Genomic DNA, 20,669 nt, shown 5'->3' with positions numbered 1-20,669 from the left:
TCTGCACGGCCCCGCCGTGCGCCCCGCGCCTCGCCCAGAGGCAATGCTTGATAGACCCAGCACAACGTGCTGACGCCCAGCCCCCAGCGGCTTGGCATTTCACATAAGGTGAATTTCGTGATTACCGAACTTGAATTCAAAAGCCTGGCCCAGGACGGGTACAACCGCATCCCCTTGATGCTGGAAGCCTTCGCCGACCTGGAAACCCCGCTCTCGCTCTACCTGAAACTGGCCTACACCCGCAACGGCGGTGCCTACAGCTTTCTGCTGGAATCGGTGGTTGGCGGCGAGCGCTTTGGGCGCTACAGCTTCATAGGTCTGCCAGCCCGCAGCTTCCTGCGCGCCAGCGGCTTTGGTGCTGAGGCAAAAACCGAAGTGGTGTGCGACGGCGTCGTAGTGGAGACCAACCACGGCAATCCGCTGGACTTCATCGCTGCCTACCAAAAGCGCTTCAAAGTGGCGCTGCGCCCCGGCCTGCCGCGCTTCTGCGGCGGCCTGGCAGGCTACTTTGGCTACGACGCGGTGCGCTACATCGAGAAAAAGCTCGAAGCCACTTGCCCGCCCGACACCCTGGGCTGCCCTGACATCATGCTGCTGCAGTGCGAAGAGCTGGCGGTGATAGACAACCTGTCCGGCAAGCTGTACCTGATCGTTTACGCCGACCCGGGCCAGCCCGAGGCCTATGCCACCGCCAAGAAGCGCCTGCGCGAGCTCAAGGAGCAATTGAAGTACTCGGTTAGCGCGCCCATCGTCAAACCCACGCAAAGCCACCCCACCGAACGCGAATTCGCCAAGGCCGACTACATCGCAGCGGTAGAACGCGCCAAGGAGCTGATCGCCGGTGGTGACTTCATGCAGGTGCAAGTCGGCCAGCGCATCAAGAAGCGCTTCACCGAATCTCCGCTGTCGCTGTACCGCGCGCTGCGAGCGCTGAACCCCTCGCCCTATATGTTCTTCTACAACATGGGCGACTTCCATGTGGTGGCGGCCTCGCCCGAAATCCTGGTCCGCCAGGAATCCATGCCCGGCGGTGAGCAGAAGGTCACCATCCGCCCACTGGCCGGCACACGGCCCCGCGCCTCGTCGCCCGAAGCCGACAAGGCCGTAGAAGCCGAGCTGATCGCTGACCCGAAAGAACGCGCCGAACACGTCATGCTGATCGACCTGGCGCGCAACGACATTGGCCGCATCGCCAAGATCGGCAGCGTCAAAGTCACCGAAGCCTTTGCGGTGGAGCGCTACAGCCATGTGATGCACATCGTGAGCAATGTCGAAGGCACGCTGCTGGACGGCATGAGCGCCATCGACGTGCTCAAAGCCACCTTCCCCGCCGGCACCCTGACCGGCGCGCCCAAGGTGCATGCGATGGAGCTGATCGACCAGCTGGAGCCCACCAAGCGCGGGCTGTACGGCGGCGCCTGCGGCTACATCAGCTACGCGGGCGACATGGACGTGGCCATCACCATACGCACCGGCATCATCAAGGACCAAACGCTGTACGTGCAGGCCGCAGCTGGCGTGGTGGCCGACTCGGTCCCCGAACTGGAGTGGAAAGAGACCGAAGCCAAGGCCCGGGCTCTGCTGCGCGCCAGCGAACTCGTGGAGGAAGGCCTGGAATGAGCACGCCCATCAAAGCCCAGCACTGCAACAACATGGCCGAGGTGCGCCAGCACATCGACGCCCTGGACGAGCGCATTGTTGCCCTGGTGGCCGAGCGCAGCGACTACATGACCCAGGCTGCGCGCATCAAGCAGCGCGCCGACCAGATCGTCGATCTGGAGCGGGTCGAGTTCATCGTCGCCCGCGTCAAGGCCCAGGCCGCCCGCCTGGGTGCGCCGCCGGAAATTCTGGAAGCCACCTACCGCGCCATGATCGATGCGTCCATCGTCTATGAGCAACGCACGTTTGACAAAATCCACGCAGCACACAACCAAGCAGGGGTATCCGCATGAAACTGCTGATGATCGACAACTACGACAGCTTCACCTACAACATCGTCCAGTACTTCGGTGAACTGGGCGCCGATGTAGACGTGGTGCGCAACGACGAGATTACCCTTGAGGAAATCACCGCACGCAAGCCGGACCGGCTGGTGATCTCCCCCGGCCCGTGCTCGCCCAAAGAAGCCGGCATTTCGGTCGCAGCGATCCAGCACTTCGCCGGCAAGCTGCCTATCCTCGGCGTCTGCCTGGGCCACCAGGCGATTGGCGCGGCCTTTGGCGGCACCATCATCCGGGCACAGCAGCTGATGCACGGCAAGACCAGCGTCATCACCACTACCCAGCAAGGCGTGTTCGCCGGCCTGCCGGAACAGTTCACCGTGAACCGCTACCACTCGCTGTCCATCGAGCGCAGCACTTGCCCAGCGGACCTGGAGATTACCGCCTGGACCGATGACGGCGAGATCATGGGCGTGCGCCACAAGACGCTGGCTATCGAGGGTGTGCAGTTCCACCCCGAGTCCATCCTCACCGAGCACGGCCACGCCATGCTGAAGAACTTCCTGGACCAGGGCGCACGATGACCCCCTTCAGCCTTGACGGCCTGGGCATACAGCACCTGCCGCTGTTTGTCGGCGCTGGCTGGCTGTTGAACCTGACGCCGGGGCCGGATGTGTTCTACATCCTGGCCAACGGCCTGCGTGGCGGCTGGCGTGCGGGTGTAGTGGCGGCGCTGGGCATCACCGGCGGCTGCTTTGTGCACATCTTTGCCGCTGCGATTGGCGTCAGCGCGCTGATCACCGCCTCGGCCACGGCTTTCACCGTGCTGAAGTGGCTGGGCGCGGCCTACCTGGTGTGGGTCGGCATCCAGATGCTGCGCTCCCCTCGCCCCGCAGATGCTACAGATTCAATAGCTTCCCCCGCAGGTGATACCAGCGCCAGCGCCCCAAAAAGCTTGAAGAAGGTATTTCTGCAAGGCTTCTGGACAAATGCGCTGAACCCCAAGGTAGCGCTGTTCTTCCTGGCCTTTCTGCCGCAGTTCATCACGCCCGGCGCGGCGCACCCAACCCTGTCGTTTGTGCTGCTGGGCCTGCTGTTCAACGTGAATGCCATCCCCATCAACCTGGGCTACGCCGTGCTGGCGGCCTGGGCGGCCCGCCGCATGGGCGCCGTGCGGCGCGGCATGCACCGGCTGGAGCAAGGCGCAGGCGCGCTGTTCGTGGCCTTTGGCGTCAAGCTGGCGCTTTCAGCCACTCCCCACCATTGAACCGGAAACACCCATGATCACCCCCCAACAAGCCCTGCAGCGCACCATCGAACACCGCGAAATATTCCACGACGAGATGCTGCACCTGATGCGGCTGATCATGAACGGCGAGATGTCGCCGGTGATGATGGCCGCGCTGGTCACCGGGCTGCGCGTGAAGAAGGAAACCATCGGCGAGATCACCGCCGCCGCCCAGGTGATGCGCGAGTTCTCCAACAAGGTACACGTGGCCGACACCACCCACATGGTGGACATCGTGGGCACCGGCGGCGACGGTTCGCACACCTTCAACATCTCCACCTGCAGCATGTTCGTGGCAGCGGCAGCCGGCGCCAAGGTCAGCAAACATGGCGGGCGCAGCGTCAGCAGCAGCAGCGGCAGCGCCGACGTGCTGGAAAGCCTGGGCGTGAACATCAACCTCGCCTCGCCGGCCATCGCCCAGTGCATTGCCGACGTGGGCATAGGCTTTATGTTCGCCCCCAACCACCACCCGGCCATGAAGAACGTGGCCCCGGTGCGCAAGGAACTGGGCGTGCGCACCATCTTCAACATCCTGGGCCCGCTGACCAACCCGGCTGGCGCCCCCAACATCCTGATGGGCGTGTTCCACCAGGACCTGGTCGGCATCCAGGTGCGGGCACTTCAGCGCCTGGGCGCCGAGCATGCGCTGGTGGTCTACGGCAAGGACGGCATGGACGAAGTCAGCCTGGGCGCTGCCACCCTGGTGGGCGAGCTGAAGAATGGCGAGATCACCGAATACGAAATCCACCCCGAAGACTTCGGCATGACCATGACCAGCCACCGCAATCTGCGCGTGGACACGCCTGAGCAATCCAAGGCCATGCTGATGGGCGTGCTGAACAACGACCATGGTGCTGCACGCGACATCGTGATCCTCAACGCCGGCGCTGCGCTGTATGCCGCCAATGTGGCCGATTCGCTGGCAGCGGGCTTGCAGCTGGCGCGGACCGCGATCGAATCCGGCGCGGCCAAGTCCAAGTTGGCCCAGCTGGTGCAGGCGACCAACGCCTAGTTGCGACGCCTGGCAAGCGCGGCCCATCGCCGCGCTTGCTTCTATTTTGATAGCTGCCTACGCACAGAGTATTTGCGCCACAGGCATAAAAGGCATTGAAGCGGCCAAAACCGCTAAAGGCGCGAATCCCCGGCGTCCATGTATTGCGCGTAAAACCGGTAGCCATTGCGCCCTTCCTTCTTGACGCGGTACATGGCGGTGTCGCTGTGCTTCAGCAGGCAGTCCACATCTTCGCCATCGACCGGGTAGACCGCGATACCTATGCTGCAACCGATGTTCAGCTCCCGGCCGTCCACGTGGAATGGCTGGGACAGCGCGGCCACCAGCTTGTCGGCCAGCGTGGCGGGGCCATGGGCGTTTTCCAGGTGCGGCATGAAGACGATGAATTCATCGCCCCCCTGGCGCGCCACGGTATCTTCGCTGCGCACACAGGCGCGCAGGCGTTGCGCAGCCTGCACCAGCAGTGCGTCGCCCACGTCATGGCCCAGCGAGTCGTTGACCACCTTGAACGCGTCCAGGTCGATGAACAGCACGGCGGCCAGTGCGCTGGCGCGCCGTTCGTCGTTCAGCGCGTGGGCCATGCGCTCGCGCAGCAGGCGCCGGTTGGCCAGCCCCGTCAGCACGTCATGGGTGGCCACGTGCAGCATGCTTTGCTCGGACAGCTTGCGCTCGGTCACGTCGATGCAGATAGAGATGAAGCGCGCCACCTGGCCCCTACCGTCTTTCAGCGGCACCACGGCCGCGTCCACCCAGAACAAATCGCCGGTCTTGTTGCGGTTACAGATCACGCCGCGCCAGGTGTTGCCGGCCCGGATGGTGTGCCAGAACTGCTCCCAGAAGGCTGCGCCATGGGTACCCGAATTCAGCACCCGGTAGTCCTGCTCCAGCAGTTCGTCAAGGGCGTAGCCGCTCAAGGCCAGCAGCTTGTCGTTGGCCTGCAGAATGCGGCCCATGCTGTCGGACACCGACATCATTGCGTGCTGGTCGATTGCCTGCATATAGCTGGACAGCTCGGTCAGCGCGGACTCCACGCCCTGCTTGGCCTCTAGCAAGGCCTGGGCAGATTGCATCTCCCGCTCGGCGTTTTCCAGCCGCAGGGCAGTCTCAAGCAGACTGGTTTCGCGCCTGGCCAGCCGGGCGTTGAACCAGGCCATGGCCAGAAAACTGGCCACCAAAATCGCACAGATGAACACGCTGGCGCGGCGAATCTCGATGCCGGCCACCTGTTCCGCCCGGTCCAGCGGCACCGTGATCGACAGGGCGCCCAGCAGCTGGTGCTGCACCCACTGCTTGCCCACGGGCACGCCGCTGGCAGCGCGCATGGCCATGATTTCGGGCCGTTGCTCAAAGCTGTTGTGGCAGGCCACGCAGGCCTGCTGCGACGCGGGGTCGGCGATCAAATAGCGCAGCACGCGCTGGCCGTTCTGCTGCTCGTAGCGCGACACCGCCTGCCAGGCAATCGGGGCCACGGGCTTGGCGCGGTCCTGCTTTTCAAGTTGCGGCCAGGCCCAGCGCAAGAAGCCGTCCCCCAGGCCCTGGCTAGGTTCCAGGTTCCAGCGGCTGACGGGCTTGTATTCGTAGAGCTTGTTCGATTGGGCCGAGGTCGCCTGGCCCACCAGTTTTAAAAACTTCGAAGGAATCGGGATGGCGTCTGTCGCGGGCATCTGGCCCAGCAGGGTCACTACGCGCTCTTCCACCAGTTTTTCTGCCACATCGTGGGAATAGACCGAGCGCGCTGTGGTCGCCTGGTTCGCGACGATTTCGGCAATGGCGAGCGCCTGGTGTTCCACGGTATTGGTCACCGCATCTTTCACCACCAGGTACCCGAGGGCACCGGCCAGCAAGAACACGGCAAGCAAAACGCCCAGGGTCCGCGATCGCCGCATTCTTTGGACCGACAAGGTGTCCATGGGGGGCGTGCCGTTGTTCATGAGCCGCAGATTTTAGTCGGCACGCAAACCAACGGCAGGCCTTTACATCCTTGCTACACGCGTGCTTAAAAGGTTTCCCAGTCACCCTCGCCACCCGTAGGTTGGGCGGGTTTGGCAGGTACGGGCTTGCGGGCCGATGGCGCCGGCAGCTTGGCCGCGATGGGCCGTGCTGGTGCCTGGGTCTTGGCCGCCGAGGCCAAAGGTTTGGCAACTGCGGCCTTGGTCACGGGCCGCGGTGCAGGCGCCACGCTGGCCCGGTGCGGTGCGGCCACCGGGGCCAAGGCATTGCGCTGCGGCTTGCGGGACGTTTGAGGTGTCGGCGACGAATGCGATGCCAGTTTGAACACGCCCACCACGTCCACCAGATCGCCCGCCTGGGACTTGAGGCTGCTGGCCGCTGCGGCCATCTGCTCCACCAGCGCGGCGTTTTGCTGGGTCACCTGGTCCATCTGGGTGACGGCCTCGCCGATCTGCGACACGCCGGAGCTTTGCTCGGCACTGGCAACGCTGATCTCGCCCATGATCTGCGTCACGCGCTGGATGGAACCCACCACCTCGGTCATGGTGGCGCCGGCCTGGTCCACCAGGGCCGTGCCCTGCTCCACCCGCTCCACGCTGGTCGAAATGAGTTGCTTGATTTTCTTGGCCGCGTCGGCGCTGCGCCCAGCCAGGCTGCGCACCTCGCTGGCCACCACGGCAAAGCCCCGGCCCTGCTCACCCGCGCGGGCGGCTTCCACGGCGGCGTTCAGTGCCAAGATGTTGGTCTGGAAGGCGATGCCGTCGATCACGCCAATGATGTCGCTGATCTTGCGCGAGGACTCGTTGATGCCCTTCATGGTCTCCACCACCTGGCCCACCACCTCGCCGCCCTGGATGGCCACAGAGGACGCGGTCATTGCCAGCTGGTTGGCTTGGCGCGCGCTGTCAGCGTTTTGTTTGACGGTGGCGCCCAGCTCTTCCATGGATGCAGAAGTCTGCTCCAGCGCGCTGGCCTGGTTTTCGGTGCGCGCGCTCAGGTCGTTATTGCCCTGCGAGATTTCCACACTGGCCATGGCCACGCCGTCGGCGCTGGTCCGCACCTGTTGCATCACGGCGTGGATCTTCTCGACAAACTGGTTGAAGCTGGAGGCAATGGTGGCCAGCTCGTCGTTGCCGCTGGTGGCCACGCGCAGGGTCAGGTCGCCGTCGCCCGAGCCTACCTCTTGCATGGCGTCGCGCAGCACGGTCAGGCGGCTCAGGGTCTTGCTGAGCACTGTGGCAATGATGGACAGCACGGCTACCGCCACCACCAGAGCGCCAATGACCGAGGACCACAGCATGGCGCGGATGCCAGCCGTGGCTTCGTCGCGTTGCAGGGCCACGACCAGCGACCAGTCGGTGCCCGCAATCGGCGCAGCATAGACCAATCGCGGTTCATTGCGGATCACCACTTCGGTCAGCCCGTGCAGGCCGGCCACACCACTTTGCCCCAGGCTGGGGGCAATATCGGACAAGGGTTTTAGCAGCAGGCTGCTATCTTCATGCACCACGATCTTGCCGCTCTTGGAGACGATGAAACCGTAGGTCCCCGGGGTGGGCCGGATGGATGCGATGTTCCGGGAGATCGTGTCCATGTAGACATCGGCTGCCACCACCGCTTTAACCGCGCCACCCTCTCTGCTCGCAGCGGCAAAAGTAATGACGAGCTTCTTGGTGCTGGCATCTACGTAGGGGTCGGTCACCACGGGCCCCGATGCGGCTGCAGCCTGCAGGTACCAAGGCCGGGCTGTCGGATCCCAGCCTGGCGGCACGGTGGGTGTTTCAGAGAAAAATGCCTTTTTGTCGGGGTACCCGATATAGACACTATCGACAGCGCCTGCGATTTTGGCCTGCACCAGAGACTTCACCGGGTTCTCTTCGCTCACCGCAGCAGCCAGGGACGCCACCACTCTGTGGTTCTGCGCAACCCACTCGGCGACCCCCTCCGCATGTGACGTCGCGAGCGAGCGAGTCTGACTGTCCAGCGCTTCCTGTGCGTACTGGCGCGAAGTCCAGACGTTGTTGATGGACAAACCGGCCAGCCCTACCAACAGTACGGCGGCGGTGATAGCGACGAGCTTGCCGCGAAGAGAGGTAAACATTGCAAGCATAGGTTCTCCAGGCTGGTGAGGTGTGCGTGCAGAGACCGTTTGGCACGGCCCATGTTACGAAAAGTAAGACGCATCTATTCTTGCCGAGAACACCTCCGCTGCGTAGGGTTTTGTGATGGCAGAGCCATATTTATTACATGTTTGCATAGAGCCAGCACGCCGCAGAGATTTAAACAAAAATGGCCGGCTAGCGCATGAAATACCTGCGTTAGCAGCTATTCAAACCATAGCAAACAGCATCAACCGTAGCGGCGGGCGATGGCGTGGTCCAGCGACAGCTTGCCTGGCCCTTGCGCCACCAGGTACAGCAGCAGGGCTGCCCAGGTGCCGTGGGTGGGGTAGGCCTCGGGGTAGACGAAGAGCTGGATGGTCAGCGTCATGCCCAGCAGCGCCAGTGCCGACAGGCGCGTGCCCAGGCCCAGCAGTATCAGCAGCGGGAAAAAATGCTCGGCGCAGGCAGCCAGGGGCGCGGCCATCTCGGGCGGCACCAGGGGCAGCTTGTATTCCTCGCGAAACAGCGCCACCGCCGAGTCCGACAGGTGCGGCCAGCCCAGGTGGAACTCCCCGCCCACCAGGTCGATGGCCAGGCCCTGCACCTTGGTCTGGCCCGACTTCCAGAACACCGCAGCGATGGAGAAGCGCGCCAGAAAGGCGATCGGCGTATGCGGTATCTGCGAGCACAGCGCGATGAGCTTGCGCAGTGCGGCGGCAGGGGGCGATACGGTCGATGGGGTGTGTACGGTCTGCATGGTTCAGTCTCCAAAATCAAGGTGGGTGATCAGCTGCTGGCGCACCAGGTGGGCCAGCGTGGCCGGTAAATCGAGCTCACTGTCGGCGCTGGCGGCGGCCAGCAGGCTTTCGCCTTGCAACACAGCGCGGATGAACTGGCCGGTGGCCGGGCTGACCGCCACTGTCTGCACCTGCATGTCCTGGCGGTAGACCAGCGCGGTCTCGGCCTGGTCGGGGTCCACACTGGCCAGATCCAGCGCGCCCTGGTGCGCGGCCCACAGCGAGAACACCGCGTAGCGTGAGGCCAGCACCTGCATCGACGGATGCAGACCCAGCCGCAAAGTTGCCAGCCGCTCGGGCTGCGACAGGGCGGCCTGCAGGGCTTTGGGCATTACAGCGGCCACATCGGCTGCGTGGTAGGCCCGCACGCGGGCCATTTCCAAGCGCGCCACGTCGGCCAGGTAAGGCAGGCTGGCGGCGGGCTCAAAACGGTCCATGAAGTCAGGCAGCTCAGTGCCGTACCAAGCCAGGATGCGCGACTGCGGCGGATGGGTACGCACAAACAGCGCGGCCATGGCGCGGAAGAATTCCTCGCCGACCAGGGCTTGCACCACCGGAAACGTTGCGGCCAGCGCATCGACCAGCGAGACCAGCACGTTGTTGCGGTACACCGCGAAACGCAGCGCCGGGTCAGAGCCGTTCCAGGTGCGCAGGCCCTCGGGGCAGGCTTGTGCAGGCTGCAACAGGGCCTGGGCGAATAGGTTTTGCGTGCTCATGCCGGCACCCGGATGGTGTGCAGCCGGTGCTCGGCCATTCCGGCCTCGGCCAGCAGCACCGGCAAGGCGGGTAGATCGTTGTCACGCTCTATCAGCGTGGCGACCGGGCCGGTCAAGCCCAGTACGTAGTCGTACAGCTGCCATACCGCCGCGTCCACCGGTGCGCCGTGGTGGTCGATCAGCAGCGGGTCGCCGGCGGCGTCTACCTGCTCGGCAAAGCCGGCCAGATGGATCTCGCCCACCCGGTCCAGTGGCAGTGCGCGCACATAGGCCTGGGCGTCGAAGTGGTGGTTGACGCTGCTAACAAACACATTGTTCACGTCCAGCAGCAGGCCGCAGCCGGTGCGTTGCAGCACCTCGGCGATGAAGGCCGCTTCGTCCCAGCTGGACTCGGCAAACTGCACATAGGTGGCGGGGTTCTCCAGCAGCATGCGCCGGCGCAGGCGGGTCTGTACCTGGTCGATGTGCTCGCACACGCGCTGCAGGGTGCGGCCGGTATAGGGCAAAGGCAGCAGGTCGTTCAGGAACACCCCGCCATGGCTGGACCAGGCCAGGTGTTCGGAAAATGATGCGGGCTGGTAGCGGTCCAGCAGGGCCGCCAGCGCGTCCAGATGGCAGGCGTCCAACGGGCCTTCGGCACCTATGGACAAACCCACACCGTGGATGGACAGCGGGTAGTACTCGCAAATGCGGGTGAGGTGCTGGTGGAAGGGGCCGCCGTCCACCATATAGTTTTCGGCATGCACCTCGAAGAAACCGAGCGCGGGCAGGGTCTGCAAAATCTCGCCCACATGCGCGGATTTGAGGCCTATGCCTAAGCGGGCGGGCAAGCCCACAGGGCTTGCACCGCTTGGCAACGACTGTGTATCAAAGAATTGGGACATGGCAGTCGCTGCGCAGGCTGAAGCTGTGCTTACATCTTTGCAGTGAAAGCCATTTTCTGGCCCATGCCGGTGGGCGATGTGGCGGACTTCATGGTTTCGCAGGTGCCGGCGGGCACGAACTTCCAGGAGTTGGCTTGGTAGTCCATCTTGGAGGTGCCTGCACAGGTGGTGCCGGCGCCTGCAGCGCAGTCGTTCTTGCCGGCCATGGCCACGCCGAAGCACTTTTCCTTGGCGTCGTCTGCAGCAGATGCGGGGGCCGCGGCCATGGCAAGGGCAGAGCCCAAAGCCAGGGCCAGAACAGCGGTGGAAGCGAAGCGGGTGTTGGTAGCGGTCATGGTGATCTCCAGTCAATAAAAATGAAAAAGGGTTTTGTCTGCAGCAAGGTGTGCGGTATGCAGTCTTGCTGTGAAGTAGTCGCGGCAGCGCCAGGGTTCTTACAGGCTCTGTATAGTTTTTTCATATTCTTTTTTCAGACAGGACACGCCATGCCACTCGCTTTAGGTACCGCCCTGCCCCTGGTCCAGGCGCCCATGGCAGGCGTACAAGGCAGTGCCATGGCGGTCGCTGTCAGCGAGGCCGGTGGCCTGGGTTCGCTGCCCGCTGCGCTGCTGGGGCTGGATGCCTTGCGCGACGAGCTGGAACGCATCCATGCGCAGACCCGCAAGCCCTATAACGTCAACTTCTTTTGCCACACACCACCGGAGCCGCAAGACGGCCAGCCAGCGCGCTGGCACGCGGCGCTAGCCCCCTACTACGCAGAGATGGGGCTGGACATGGCGCAGATTGCCTCCGGCCCGGGGCGCGCGCCGTTCAGCGATGCGGCGGCCGATGTGCTGCAGGCCTTTCGCCCGCCGGTGGTGAGCTTCCACTTCGGCCTGCCCACGCCCGCACTGCTGGAGCGGGTGCGCAGCTGGGGCAGCAAGATACTGGCCTCGGCCACCACGGTGGACGAAGCGCTGTGGCTTCAGGCGCAGGGGGTGGACGCCATCATTGCCCAGGGTTTGGAGGCCGGTGGCCACCGGGGCCACTTCTTGTCGCACGACCTATCGCTGCAAATGGGCAGCTTCACGCTGCTGCCGCAGATCGTGCGCGCAGTCTCGGTGCCGGTGATTGCCGCCGGCGGCATTGCCGATGCACAGGGTGTGGCCGCCGCCATGGCACTGGGCGCGGCCGGGGTGCAGGTGGGTACCGCGTATCTGTTGAGCGATGAGGCCACCACCAGCAAGCCACACCGCGCGGTGCTGCAATCGCCAGCGGCACGGCATACGGTGTTGACCCATTTGTTCACCGGGCGGCCCGCACGCGGCATCGTCAACCGGGTGATACGCGAGCTGGGCGCACTGAACGATGCAGCCCCCGCATTCCCCATGGCCACGGCGGCCATGGCACCGCTGCGCGCCCATGCCGAGCGCCTGGGCAGCGGCGACTTTTCGCCCCTGTGGTCAGGTCAAAACGCCAGCAGGTGCTTGGCCTTGCCGGCGGCGGAAATTACGCGGATGTTGGCCAAGGGCTTCTAAGAGCCCGCTAGGGCTGCGCGTTACACCCGGACACAAATGGACCCCGGTTACGGGGCGGTACTACGGGCAATTCCCGATGCTCCGCCCTACTGCGCAGAGAAAATGTAACCGCTTACATTTGCTTTGCAAACGCGACATATGTAGGTACACAAACCTGTCGAAGCAGCGTCTGCGGCAAGCTTGCACGCACGACCGGGCCCGGCATGACCACCCGTTGGAGACACCATGCACTACACATTTCACACGTCCAGACGCAGAGGCCTCGCCGCGGCCCTTGGCGCCGCAGCCTGGCTCGCCGGCTGCGGGGGCGGATCAAGCCCTGATGCACTGGACGCCCAGGCCAAAGCCGCGGCAGCCGCCACCATTGCGCAGTACGCAGACTGGCCGCATATCACCAGCGAGATTCCGACCGACGCGGCGATGGAGTCCAGGATCAAAGCCATCGTGAACGGCATGACGCTGGCCGAAAAAGTCGGCCAGATGACGCAACCCGAAATCAAGAGCATCACGCCGGCACAGGTAACGCAGTACTACATAGGCTCGGTGCTGAACGGCGGCGGCTCCTGGCCGCAGAACAACAAGCACGCGCTGTCCAGCGACTGGGTGAAGCTGGCCGACGACTACTGGATGGCCTCCATGTCCACCGACTCCAAGGTGAAGATTCCGGTGATCTGGGGCACCGACGCGGTACACGGCCACGGCAATGTGTATGGCGCCACGCTGTTTCCGCACAACATCGGCCTGGGTGCCGCCAACGACCCGGCGCTGATCCGCCGCATCGGCCAGGCGGTGGCCACGCAGGTGGCCTCCACTGGCATCGACTGGAGCTTTGCGCCGACGCTGGCGGTGGTGCGCGACGACCGCTGGGGCCGCACCTACGAGGGCTATTCGGAAGACCCGCTGATCGTCAATAAATACGGCTACGAAATGATCAAGGGCCTGCAGGGCGACTTCGCCCGCCCGGCCACTGTGATCGCCACCGCCAAGCATTTCATGGGCGACGGTGGCACCGACCAGGGCAAGGACCAGGGCGTCAACATGTCGACCAAGGCCGAGATGATCAACATCCACGGCCAGGGCTATTACTCGGCGCTGGGTGCGGGTGCACAGACCGTAATGGCCTCCTTCAACAGTTGGACCAACGAGGCCGCAGGCATCACCATTGGCAAGATGCACGGCAGCAAGGAAATGCTGACCGATGTGCTGAAGACCAAGATCGGTTTTGACGGCTTCGTCATCGGCGACTGGAACGGCCACGGCCAGGTACCGGGCTGCAGCGATGCCAGCTGCGCCCAGGCCATCAACGCCGGGGTGGACATGATCATGGTGCCCGACCAGTGGAAGGCCTTCATTGCCAACACCATCACCCAGGTGCAGAACGGTGCCATTCCACTCGCCCGGATTGACGACGCCGTGACCCGCATCCTGCGCGTCAAGATGCGCGCCGGCATCTTCAACGCCAAGCGCCCGCTGGAGCGCCTGAACGCCGGTGACGCAGCCCAGCTGCAGCACCGCGTGCTGGCCCGCGAGGCGGTGCGCAAATCCCTGGTTCTGCTGAAGAACGACAAGCAGCTGCTGCCCCTGGTGCGCGGGCAGAAGGTGCTGGTGGTGGGCAAGTCGGCCGACAACCTGTCGAACCAGACCGGTGGCTGGTCGCTGACCTGGCAAGGCACGTCCAACACCAATGCCGACTTCCCGAACGCCGACAGCATCCTGGCCGGCATCAAGGCCGCCACCGGCGCGGCCAATGTGGTCTACAGCGAGACCGGCACCGACGTGAACATCAGCGACTTCAAGACCGTGATTGCCGTGATCGGCGAAACGCCCTATGCCGAGGGAGTGGGCGATATCGGCAAGACCGGCACGCTGGAACATGCACGCCGCTACCCCGAAGATCTGGCGGTGCTGAACGCCGTCAGCGGCAAGGGTGTGCCCGTGGTCACTGTGCTGGTCACCGGCCGACCGGTACTGGTCAACAAGGAGATCAACCGCTCCGATGCCTTTGTGGTGGCCTGGCTGCCCGGCACCGAGGGCAAGGGCGTGGGCGACGTGCTCTACCGCACCTACAACGGCAAGGTGAATTTCGACACCGTGGGCAAGCTGTCCTTCTCCTGGCCCAAGTCTGGCTGCCAGACACCGCTGAATGTGGGTGATGCAGCCTACGACCCGCTGTTCCCTTACGGCTACGGCATGCGCTACGCCGACCTGAAGACGCTGGCCAAGCTGGATGAAACCGTGCCCGCCCTGGGCTGCGGGCAAACCGCTGGCGGCGGCACGGCCACAGTCGATCTGGAAATCTTCAAGTCCACCGACAAGCCCCCATTCGCGCTGGGCATAGGCTCGCCGGAAAACTGGGGCGGCACCGCCATAGGTTCCGACCTGAATGCCGTGGTGTCACACGCCACGATCAAGGTCGAAACCACCCAGATCAATGTGCAGCAAGATGCCAAGAAGGTCACCTGGACCGGCACCGGCCAGTTCTACTCGCAGGCACCTAGCACCAGCGACCAGCAAAGCTACCTGAACGCCGACGGCGCCCTGGTGTTCGACACCATCGTCCACAAGACACCGGACGGCCTGGTCAAACTGCGCATTGACTGCAGCTACCCCTGCATCGGCGAAGTGGATGGCACAACGCTGTTCAGCACCCTGGGCCTGGATACCAAGCGCACGGTGAAGATTCCGCTGGCATGCTTTGCCGCCAAGGGCACGGACTTCGCCGCGATCAACACGCCGATCCTGGTCTACACCGAGAAGGCCTTCACCGCCTCGTTTGCCAACATCCGCTGGGTACCGGGCGCCGCCAAGGACGCCGATGCCGTGGCCTGCGACAGCCTGGTGCCGCCCACCGCCGCCCTACCCACGCCCAAGCCCGGCCCGAGCTACACCATGTTCAGCAACGGCGTGGTGTCGGACGGCTTCAAGATCAACACCTATTCCACCAACAATGTGCATACCAGCTACAGCGTGTTGTCCGGTGGCGAACTGGCGCTGAACTTTGCAGCCGATGGCGGCGATGGTCTGCTGTTCTTCAACGACGGTGCCCCAATCAACCTGGTCAACTTTGCCGGCGGCAAGCTGGAGTTCGAACTGAACGTCAGCAGCTACGGCAGCAACAGCGGCGGCCTGGTGGTGAAGATGGAAAGTGCAGGCACCAACTGCACCACCGGCGACGTGCTGTTCGGCCGGCCCGCAGCCGGTAGCTGGCAGACCGTCAGCCTGCCCATGGGCACCCTCACCGCCGCCAAGACCGCCTGCTTTGATGTGCGCCGCACCAGCGTGCCGTTTGCCATCTTCCCCAAGTGGGGCGACCAGCAAGGCGTGCAGTTCCAGGTGCGCAACGTGCGCTTCACCCAATAGTCCAATCCCCCTTGAACGGAAACACCATGTTCACTACCACTTCGAAAATCATGGCGGCGGCGCTGCTCGCCATCGGCCTGGCCACGTCGGCGCAGGCCACGCTGGTCACCTTCACTGGCGGCACGGTTACCCACAACGATGGCTCCACAGTCGTCACCAACAACGCCGTCAACTGGGACGATGTGCGCAGCTACCAGGAGGCGGGCTACCGCTTCGACTTCTTCGGCACCGACTCGGCCTTCTCCAGCAATGTGGGCGACTTCTATGAGGTCGGCAACGACGTGCTGCAAGGCCACTGGGCTACGGGCAACTTTGGCTACCTGACGCAGATACGGTTGACCCGGATCGACGGCGGCGCCTTCAGCCTGAGCAGCTTCGATATCGTCTCCAACACCGATACCGGTGGCGGCCCGGCATCCGGCAACGAACAGGTCTACATCCATGCGTCGGCCAACGGCGTCTCTGACGACTTCGCCCAGCTGCTGACCAGCGAAGACTCGGGCTTCCCGGCCAGCAACTTCGGCCTGGGCTCGCCTTTCTCGAACGTGAAAGCCGTATGGTTTGACGTGACCGGAGCCTCCGACAGTTTTGGGGCCGACAACTTCCTGCTGCAAACCGTGCCCGAACCCGGCTCCTTGGCCTTGTTTGGCGCGGCGGCACTGGGCCTGTTCGCCAGCCGACGCCGCCGCCCTGGCTAAGTGACACGGCCGCCGGGCCGTGGTTGGTAAGATGCTGCGGCCACTTGCATCGCTACCACCATGTCCACCATCCATACCGTCGCGGCGCGGGCCGGCGTCTCCAGTGCCACGGTGTCGCGGGTCATGAACGAACCGCACAAGGTGCGCGAAGCCACCCGGCTGAAGGTGGAGCAGGCCATGCGCGAGCTGGACTTCTCACGCAACAGCTTTGCCGCCTCGCTGGCCAGCCGGCGCTCAAACTGCGTGGGGTTGGTGGTGCCCCATCTGTCTAGCGCTTTCTTTGCACCCCTGGTGAACGAGATTGAAAACGCCGTGAGCGCCGTCGGCAGCTACCTGGCCATCACCTGCGGCAAAAACAGCCAGGCCGAGGTGGCGGGTGGCCTACAGTTCTTACGCCAGCGGCGCTGCGACGCCATCATCCTGTATCCGGGCGAGCTGACTGACCAGGCGCTGGCCGACATACTGCGCAACAACCCGCATGTAGTGGTGATCCACCGCACCGTACCCGGCTTCGAAGCGCGCTGCGTACAACTGGACAACCCCAGCGGCGGCCGGCTGGCAGCTGAATACCTAGTGGGCTGCGGCCACCGCGCCATTGGCGTCATTGCAGGCCCCAACAGCAACCCCGAAAGCAAGCAGCGCCTGGCCGCCTTTCGCAAAAGCTTGCGCGCAGCCGGTGTGAAGCTGCCAGCGAGCCAGGTGGTCGAAGGCGATTTCCATTTCGAGTCCGGCCGCCAGTGCATGGCCGCGCTGCGGGCCGCCCAACCGGCGTTAACCGCCGTGTTCTGCCTGAATGACCAGATGGCCTTTGGCGCGCTGAACTACTGCCGCGCTGCAGGCATTGATGTGCCGTCCCAGTTGTCCTTGGTCGGCTTTGACGATGTGGAATACGCCGATCTGATCCAGCCCCGCTTGACCACCGTACACCACCCGGTCGCCGCATTGGCTCGGACTGCTGCCCAGCTGGCACTGCGCCTGGCCATGGGCGAGACCTTGACCGAAGCTCAAGGCTTGCTGGAACCCCGCCTGGTGGTGCGCGACTCCGTGCAACCTTGCTCTAAAGCTTAGTCCTTCTCAGGCCGCGTCAAATCCAGCACCGTGATGCCGACCTGCGAGCGGCAGCGTTCTGCCCAGCGTGGATCGGCCAGGCTGCGCTCCACATCTGCACGACCGGCATCCCAGTGTTCACGCACCGTGGTGCGCGAGAACTCGTAGTCCTTGGACTGGGTTTCGTAGTGCTTGCTGCGGTGGATCAGGTGCACGATGGTCAAGGCGGCCGCCGAACCAACGTTCAGCAACTGCTGCAAGTCCGGGTCGTTGGCAAATTCGGGCGGCAGTTTGGCGGCCAGTTTTTGGGCTGCGCTGGACAGCCTTTGTTGTGTGGCTACCAGGTCGGTATTGAAGCGGGTACGGCTGGCAAACTGGATGTCCTTGCCCCGCTCGGCCACCTCGCTCAAATTGCGCGGAAGCCGGCCCCGCGCACTGAACAGGTCCACCTGGAACACCAGCATGTCGTGCACCGCAGGCTGGTCGATCACGTACTGCAAAGGGGTGTTGGACACCAGGCCGCCATCCCAGTAGAAATCGCCGTCGATCTCCACCGGCGCAAAGCCGGGCGGCAGCGCGCCACTGGCCATGACGTGCTCGGGCCCCATAGGCTTGCGGGTTTGTGCCACGTCCTCCGAGTCGAAATAGGCGAAGTTGCCCGTCGTCACATGCACCGCACCGACCGACAAGCGCACCTTGTCGTTCACCTTTTGGGCATTGATGCGGTCAAAGTCCACCAGCCGCAGCAAGGTGTCGCGCAGCGGCCCGGTGTCGTAATAGCTGAGGGCTGCCGGCGTGCCATGCGGCTGAAAAGGTGCGGGCGGCACACGCGGGTTGAAGAAGCCCGGCACGCCAAACATCGACACCCAGGCCGCGCTGGACTCGTTGAAGAATTCCCGCGCCTCTATCCCATAGCTGGCGGGCAGCGGTGGTGCCAGCAGGTTCGCAGATACCCCCTCCCAAAACTCCCGCAGGCGGGCCACCCGCAGCTCGGGCCGGTTGCCCGCAATGATGGCGGCATTGATGGCACCAATGGACACGCCCGACACCCAGTCTGGGGCAATACCGTGGTCATGCAGGGCTTCGTACACCCCCGCCTGGTAGGCGCCCAGGGCACCACCGCCTTGCAGCACCAGCGTGCATTGTTCGGGATAGGGTACGGGGGAAGCGCTCATGCAAACACCTTTCAGACGCAGTAAATGCTGCATTGCAGTATAGGGTGACAGGGTAAAGCCAGGTTTACAGAAGAACCCCTTTTGCTCTCAAAAATATAGCTACCTGCGCAGATACCAATTGCGCTACAGCCCTATGGAGCTGCAAGCCGCCAGGCACCCTGCGGCAGATCCCCTAGTTGGTAGTCGCCTATTTGCACGCGTACCAAGCGCAAGGTGGGCAGGCCCACCGCCGCCGTCATGCGCCGCACCTGGCGGTTGCGCCCTTCGCAGATGCGTATCTCCAGCCAGGAGGTCGGCAGCTGCGCGCGATACCGCACCGGCGGCGTGCGGTCCCAGACAGCGGGCGGCTCCATGGCCTGGGCGCTGGCGGGCAAGGTCATGCCATCGTTGAGCAGCACGCCCTGGCGCAGCGCCTGCAGCGCCGCCTCGGTGGGCAGGCCGTCCACCTGCACCCAGTAGGTTTTGAACTGCTTGCGCCGGGGCTGGGTAATGCGCGCGTTCAACGCGCCGTCGTCGGTCAGCAGCAGCAGGCCTTCCGAATCGCGGTCCAGGCGCCCCGCCACGCGCAGGCTGGGGTCTTGGATGTACTGCGCCAGCGTCGGCCGGTCGCCATCCGGGCGGAACTGGGTCAGCACGTTGAACGGCTTGTTGAAAAGAACAACTTTGGACATGGCTAATTGCCGAAATAAGCGAAATACATTTCCACCAGCCAACCCACTACAGACAGGCCCACGCCCACCATAGAAGCCGCCAGCGTCCAACGGTTCTGGCGCGAAGGCCGGGAGCGGCGCGAAGCCAGCCGCGCCCAGCCACCCACAAAATAGTAGGCCGGGTCGAGAGCGGCGACCAGCAGCACGATGGCCAAGCCAGCGCCCTGCAGAGCACCCCATCCATCCAGGTCGTGCGCCAGCTTGAGTGTATAGACCAGCGCCACCAGCCCGCAGGCCAGCAGCAAGGCGCAACCAAGCAGCTCAGCAATCGAAAAAGGGGAACGGTCTTGCATGCGGGGTACCCAGGCCGGGCAAAACGAATAAGGCGGCAGCTTGAAAAGCCGAAGTGTGGCGACCAACATCTGCGGCAACAGGCCTGCAGCGCTTCATGCAACTTCAAACTTGTTCACGCGAAGGGCAAAGACGGTACCATAGCCAGCGAAATATTTCGTAACACATGCCCGTCGCCACAGGCATGCCACCCCGCTGTGCAGAGTTCAATGTGACCCCTCGCAAGAAAACCCTTTACGAGTTCCTGAAAGTACCCGCCACAGCCACGGATGCCGACATCCAGGCGGCTTACGAACGCGTAGGCGCCCAGTTGCAAGCACAGAAGGACCGCATCAGCCCGGATGACTTTGACTTCAAGCTCAAGGTGCTGAACGTCGCTTTCAAAACCCTGTCCTCCCCCAGCGAGCGCGCGGCGTACGACGCCAGAATCGCACCGCCCGTACCCGAGCCCTCCTCTCTACCGGCTGCGGCCCCGTTGGCCATAGCACCGCTGCCGGCCGATGCCGAAGCCATGGCCTTGCGCGCCGAAGCGATGGCACTACGGGCCGATGCAATGACCATGCGGGCCGACGCCATGGCCTTGCGTTCCGGGGCCACCGCGTCCTACCCGGCTTTCCGGGAAAGCAGCAGCTTCTCCGCCCACCTGGCAGCGTCGGCGGCTCAGCGCACAAGCTCCATGCCGCGCAAGCTGGCGATGGTCGTGGGCACCATGGTGGCAGTGCTGGCCATCGCCCAGGTCGCCACCATGGTGGTCAACAGCCGCCGGGCCGAAATGGCCGAAGCCGCCGCTGCGGCCGCCGCAGCCAATGCCCAGGCCAACGACAAGGTGCTGCTGCAGGAGTACTACCAGACCCACGGCGTACGCCCCGCAAACCGGGCCGAGCTGGAACTGCTGCAGGCCGAAGACCGCCGCAAGGACAACGAACAACGCCAGGCCGACCGCAACAAAGCCCAGGCCGAGCAGAACGCCAAACGCTTTGAAGACGAGTCTCGTCGGCGCGGCGAGCAGGTATCAGCCGAGCTGCGCATGGCCGAGCTGCAAGCCAAGGAACAGGCGCGCCGAGAAGACGAGCGCCTGGCCTGGCAGCAAAAAGAAGACCAGCGCGTAAAGGAGCAGATTGAGCGCAACCGCATCGAGCGGCAAAAGGCCGAGTGGAATAGTGTGTTGCGGCGTTAACCCAC

General features: G+C 64.0%; 19 protein-coding genes. 10 read left to right on the top strand and 9 right to left on the bottom strand.

Annotation, left to right across the window (positions count from 1 at the left end; all coding sequences use genetic code 11):
• Positions 1-117: 117 nt before the first annotated feature.
• Genes trpE through trpD form a run of 5 tightly spaced genes read left to right on the top strand, consistent with a single transcriptional unit; the run spans position 118 to position 4,240 of the window.
• A complete protein-coding gene (trpE, locus tag AC4BBN_RS11535; RefSeq protein ID WP_490592128.1) occupies positions 118-1,620 on the top strand; it encodes an anthranilate synthase component I in 1,503 nt (500 codons plus the stop codon).
• Positions 1,617-1,952 (top strand): chorismate mutase, encoded by a 336-nt coding sequence (locus AC4BBN_RS11530; protein WP_490592127.1) that lies wholly within the window; start codon positions 1,617-1,619, stop codon positions 1,950-1,952. The genes trpE and AC4BBN_RS11530 overlap by 4 nt, the downstream gene beginning before the upstream one ends.
• Complete coding sequence (locus AC4BBN_RS11525) at positions 1,949-2,524, top strand: anthranilate synthase component II (protein WP_490592126.1); 576 nt, start codon at positions 1,949-1,951, stop codon at positions 2,522-2,524. Before AC4BBN_RS11530 ends, AC4BBN_RS11525 begins: the two co-directional genes overlap by 4 nt.
• Positions 2,521-3,207, top strand: coding sequence for a LysE family translocator (locus tag AC4BBN_RS11520; RefSeq protein WP_490592125.1), 687 nt, complete (start codon positions 2,521-2,523; stop codon positions 3,205-3,207). Before AC4BBN_RS11525 ends, AC4BBN_RS11520 begins: the two co-directional genes overlap by 4 nt.
• A gap of 13 nt (positions 3,208-3,220) precedes the next feature.
• A complete protein-coding gene (gene trpD, locus AC4BBN_RS11515) occupies positions 3,221-4,240 on the top strand; it encodes an anthranilate phosphoribosyltransferase (protein ID WP_490592124.1) in 1,020 nt (339 codons plus the stop codon).
• Positions 4,241-4,353: 113 nt separating this feature from the next.
• On the opposite strand, the gene AC4BBN_RS11510 is transcribed toward trpD, so the two are convergent.
• The 6 genes from AC4BBN_RS11510 to AC4BBN_RS11485 all read right to left on the bottom strand — a co-directional run bounded on the left by AC4BBN_RS11510 (position 4,354) and on the right by AC4BBN_RS11485 (position 11,024).
• Complete coding sequence (locus AC4BBN_RS11510; RefSeq protein ID WP_490592123.1) at positions 4,354-6,150, bottom strand: diguanylate cyclase domain-containing protein; 1,797 nt, start codon at positions 6,148-6,150, stop codon at positions 4,354-4,356.
• Between the two features lie 86 nt (positions 6,151-6,236).
• Complete coding sequence (locus AC4BBN_RS11505; RefSeq protein ID WP_490592122.1) at positions 6,237-8,291, bottom strand: methyl-accepting chemotaxis protein; 2,055 nt, start codon at positions 8,289-8,291, stop codon at positions 6,237-6,239.
• A 248-nt stretch (positions 8,292-8,539) separates the two neighbouring features.
• Positions 8,540-9,049 carry a DoxX family protein gene (locus AC4BBN_RS11500; RefSeq protein ID WP_490592121.1) on the bottom strand — a complete coding sequence of 170 codons (510 nt, stop codon included), beginning with the start codon at positions 9,047-9,049 and terminating at the stop codon, positions 8,540-8,542.
• A 3-nt stretch (positions 9,050-9,052) separates the two neighbouring features.
• Positions 9,053-9,805: an HvfC/BufC N-terminal domain-containing protein gene (locus tag AC4BBN_RS11495; protein WP_490592120.1), complete on the bottom strand. Its 753-nt coding sequence runs from the start codon at positions 9,803-9,805 to the stop codon at positions 9,053-9,055.
• On the bottom strand, positions 9,802-10,662 hold the full coding sequence (gene bufB, locus AC4BBN_RS11490) for an MNIO family bufferin maturase (protein ID WP_490592859.1): 861 nt from the start codon (positions 10,660-10,662) through the stop codon (positions 9,802-9,804). The genes AC4BBN_RS11495 and bufB overlap by 4 nt, the downstream gene beginning before the upstream one ends.
• A 56-nt stretch (positions 10,663-10,718) precedes the next feature.
• A complete protein-coding gene (locus AC4BBN_RS11485) occupies positions 10,719-11,024 on the bottom strand; it encodes a BufA1 family periplasmic bufferin-type metallophore (protein WP_490592119.1) in 306 nt (101 codons plus the stop codon).
• Positions 11,025-11,174: 150 nt separating this feature from the next.
• On the opposite strand from AC4BBN_RS11485, the gene AC4BBN_RS11480 reads away from it, so the two are divergent.
• The 4 genes from AC4BBN_RS11480 (at position 11,175) to AC4BBN_RS11465 (ending at position 17,332) form a co-directional block, all read left to right on the top strand.
• Positions 11,175-12,206 (top strand): NAD(P)H-dependent flavin oxidoreductase, encoded by a 1,032-nt coding sequence (locus AC4BBN_RS11480; RefSeq protein WP_490592118.1) that lies wholly within the window; start codon positions 11,175-11,177, stop codon positions 12,204-12,206.
• Between the two features lie 225 nt (positions 12,207-12,431).
• A complete protein-coding gene (locus tag AC4BBN_RS11475; RefSeq protein WP_490592117.1) occupies positions 12,432-15,566 on the top strand; it encodes a glycoside hydrolase family 3 protein in 3,135 nt (1,044 codons plus the stop codon).
• 26 nt (positions 15,567-15,592) lie between these two features.
• On the top strand, positions 15,593-16,264 hold the full coding sequence (locus AC4BBN_RS11470; protein ID WP_490592116.1) for a PEP-CTERM sorting domain-containing protein: 672 nt from the start codon (positions 15,593-15,595) through the stop codon (positions 16,262-16,264).
• Positions 16,265-16,324: 60 nt separating this feature from the next.
• Positions 16,325-17,332 carry a LacI family DNA-binding transcriptional regulator gene (locus AC4BBN_RS11465; protein ID WP_490592115.1) on the top strand — a complete coding sequence of 336 codons (1,008 nt, stop codon included), beginning with the start codon at positions 16,325-16,327 and terminating at the stop codon, positions 17,330-17,332.
• Here the strand turns inward: AC4BBN_RS11465 and AC4BBN_RS11460 are convergent.
• The 3 genes from AC4BBN_RS11460 to AC4BBN_RS11450 form a co-directional block, all read right to left on the bottom strand.
• Entirely contained in the window at positions 17,329-18,486 is a 1,158-nt protein-coding gene (locus tag AC4BBN_RS11460; RefSeq protein WP_490592114.1) for a patatin-like phospholipase family protein, read from the bottom strand. The two genes, AC4BBN_RS11465 and AC4BBN_RS11460, sit on opposite strands and share 4 nt — an antisense overlap.
• Before the next feature lie 131 nt (positions 18,487-18,617).
• Positions 18,618-19,157, bottom strand: coding sequence for a pseudouridine synthase (locus AC4BBN_RS11455; protein ID WP_490592113.1), 540 nt, complete (start codon positions 19,155-19,157; stop codon positions 18,618-18,620).
• Between the two features lie 2 nt (positions 19,158-19,159).
• On the bottom strand, positions 19,160-19,489 hold the full coding sequence (locus AC4BBN_RS11450; protein WP_490592112.1) for a hypothetical protein: 330 nt from the start codon (positions 19,487-19,489) through the stop codon (positions 19,160-19,162).
• 164 nt (positions 19,490-19,653) lie between these two features.
• Between AC4BBN_RS11450 and AC4BBN_RS11445 the strand changes: the two genes are divergently transcribed.
• Entirely contained in the window at positions 19,654-20,664 is a 1,011-nt protein-coding gene (locus tag AC4BBN_RS11445) for a DnaJ domain-containing protein (RefSeq protein WP_490592111.1), read from the top strand.
• The last annotated feature ends 5 nt before the right edge of the window (positions 20,665-20,669 follow it).

Source organism: Rhodoferax sp. SPJ21, from assembly GCF_058216335.1.
Note: the sequence above shows the minus strand (reverse complement) of the source record. Positions and strands in the feature narration are given on the sequence as shown.

Bases quoted from the DNA above. Each gene is read 5' to 3' on its own strand.
- AC4BBN_RS11480 (WP_490592118.1), top strand. From the start codon at position 11,175: ATGCCACTCGCTTTAGGTACCGCCCTGCCCCTGGTCCAGGCGCCCATG.
- AC4BBN_RS11530 (WP_490592127.1), top strand. From the start codon at position 1,617: ATGAGCACGCCCATCAAAGCCCAGCACTGCAACAACATGGCCGAGGTG.
- AC4BBN_RS11460 (WP_490592114.1), bottom strand. From the start codon at position 18,486: ATGAGCGCTTCCCCCGTACCCTATCCCGAACAATGCACGCTGGTGCTG.
- AC4BBN_RS11495 (WP_490592120.1), bottom strand. From the start codon at position 9,805: ATGAGCACGCAAAACCTATTCGCCCAGGCCCTGTTGCAGCCTGCACAA.
- AC4BBN_RS11485 (WP_490592119.1), bottom strand. From the start codon at position 11,024: ATGACCGCTACCAACACCCGCTTCGCTTCCACCGCTGTTCTGGCCCTG.
- AC4BBN_RS11510 (WP_490592123.1), bottom strand. From the start codon at position 6,150: ATGGACACCTTGTCGGTCCAAAGAATGCGGCGATCGCGGACCCTGGGC.
- AC4BBN_RS11470 (WP_490592116.1), top strand. From the start codon at position 15,593: ATGTTCACTACCACTTCGAAAATCATGGCGGCGGCGCTGCTCGCCATC.
- AC4BBN_RS11450 (WP_490592112.1), bottom strand. From the start codon at position 19,489: ATGCAAGACCGTTCCCCTTTTTCGATTGCTGAGCTGCTTGGTTGCGCC.
- AC4BBN_RS11465 (WP_490592115.1), top strand. From the start codon at position 16,325: ATGTCCACCATCCATACCGTCGCGGCGCGGGCCGGCGTCTCCAGTGCC.
- AC4BBN_RS11500 (WP_490592121.1), bottom strand. From the start codon at position 9,049: ATGCAGACCGTACACACCCCATCGACCGTATCGCCCCCTGCCGCCGCA.
- AC4BBN_RS11520 (WP_490592125.1), top strand. From the start codon at position 2,521: ATGACCCCCTTCAGCCTTGACGGCCTGGGCATACAGCACCTGCCGCTG.
- AC4BBN_RS11455 (WP_490592113.1), bottom strand. From the start codon at position 19,157: ATGTCCAAAGTTGTTCTTTTCAACAAGCCGTTCAACGTGCTGACCCAG.
- AC4BBN_RS11505 (WP_490592122.1), bottom strand. From the start codon at position 8,291: ATGTTTACCTCTCTTCGCGGCAAGCTCGTCGCTATCACCGCCGCCGTA.
- AC4BBN_RS11475 (WP_490592117.1), top strand. From the start codon at position 12,432: ATGCACTACACATTTCACACGTCCAGACGCAGAGGCCTCGCCGCGGCC.
- AC4BBN_RS11525 (WP_490592126.1), top strand. From the start codon at position 1,949: ATGAAACTGCTGATGATCGACAACTACGACAGCTTCACCTACAACATC.
- AC4BBN_RS11445 (WP_490592111.1), top strand. From the start codon at position 19,654: ATGCCCGTCGCCACAGGCATGCCACCCCGCTGTGCAGAGTTCAATGTG.
- trpD (WP_490592124.1), top strand. From the start codon at position 3,221: ATGATCACCCCCCAACAAGCCCTGCAGCGCACCATCGAACACCGCGAA.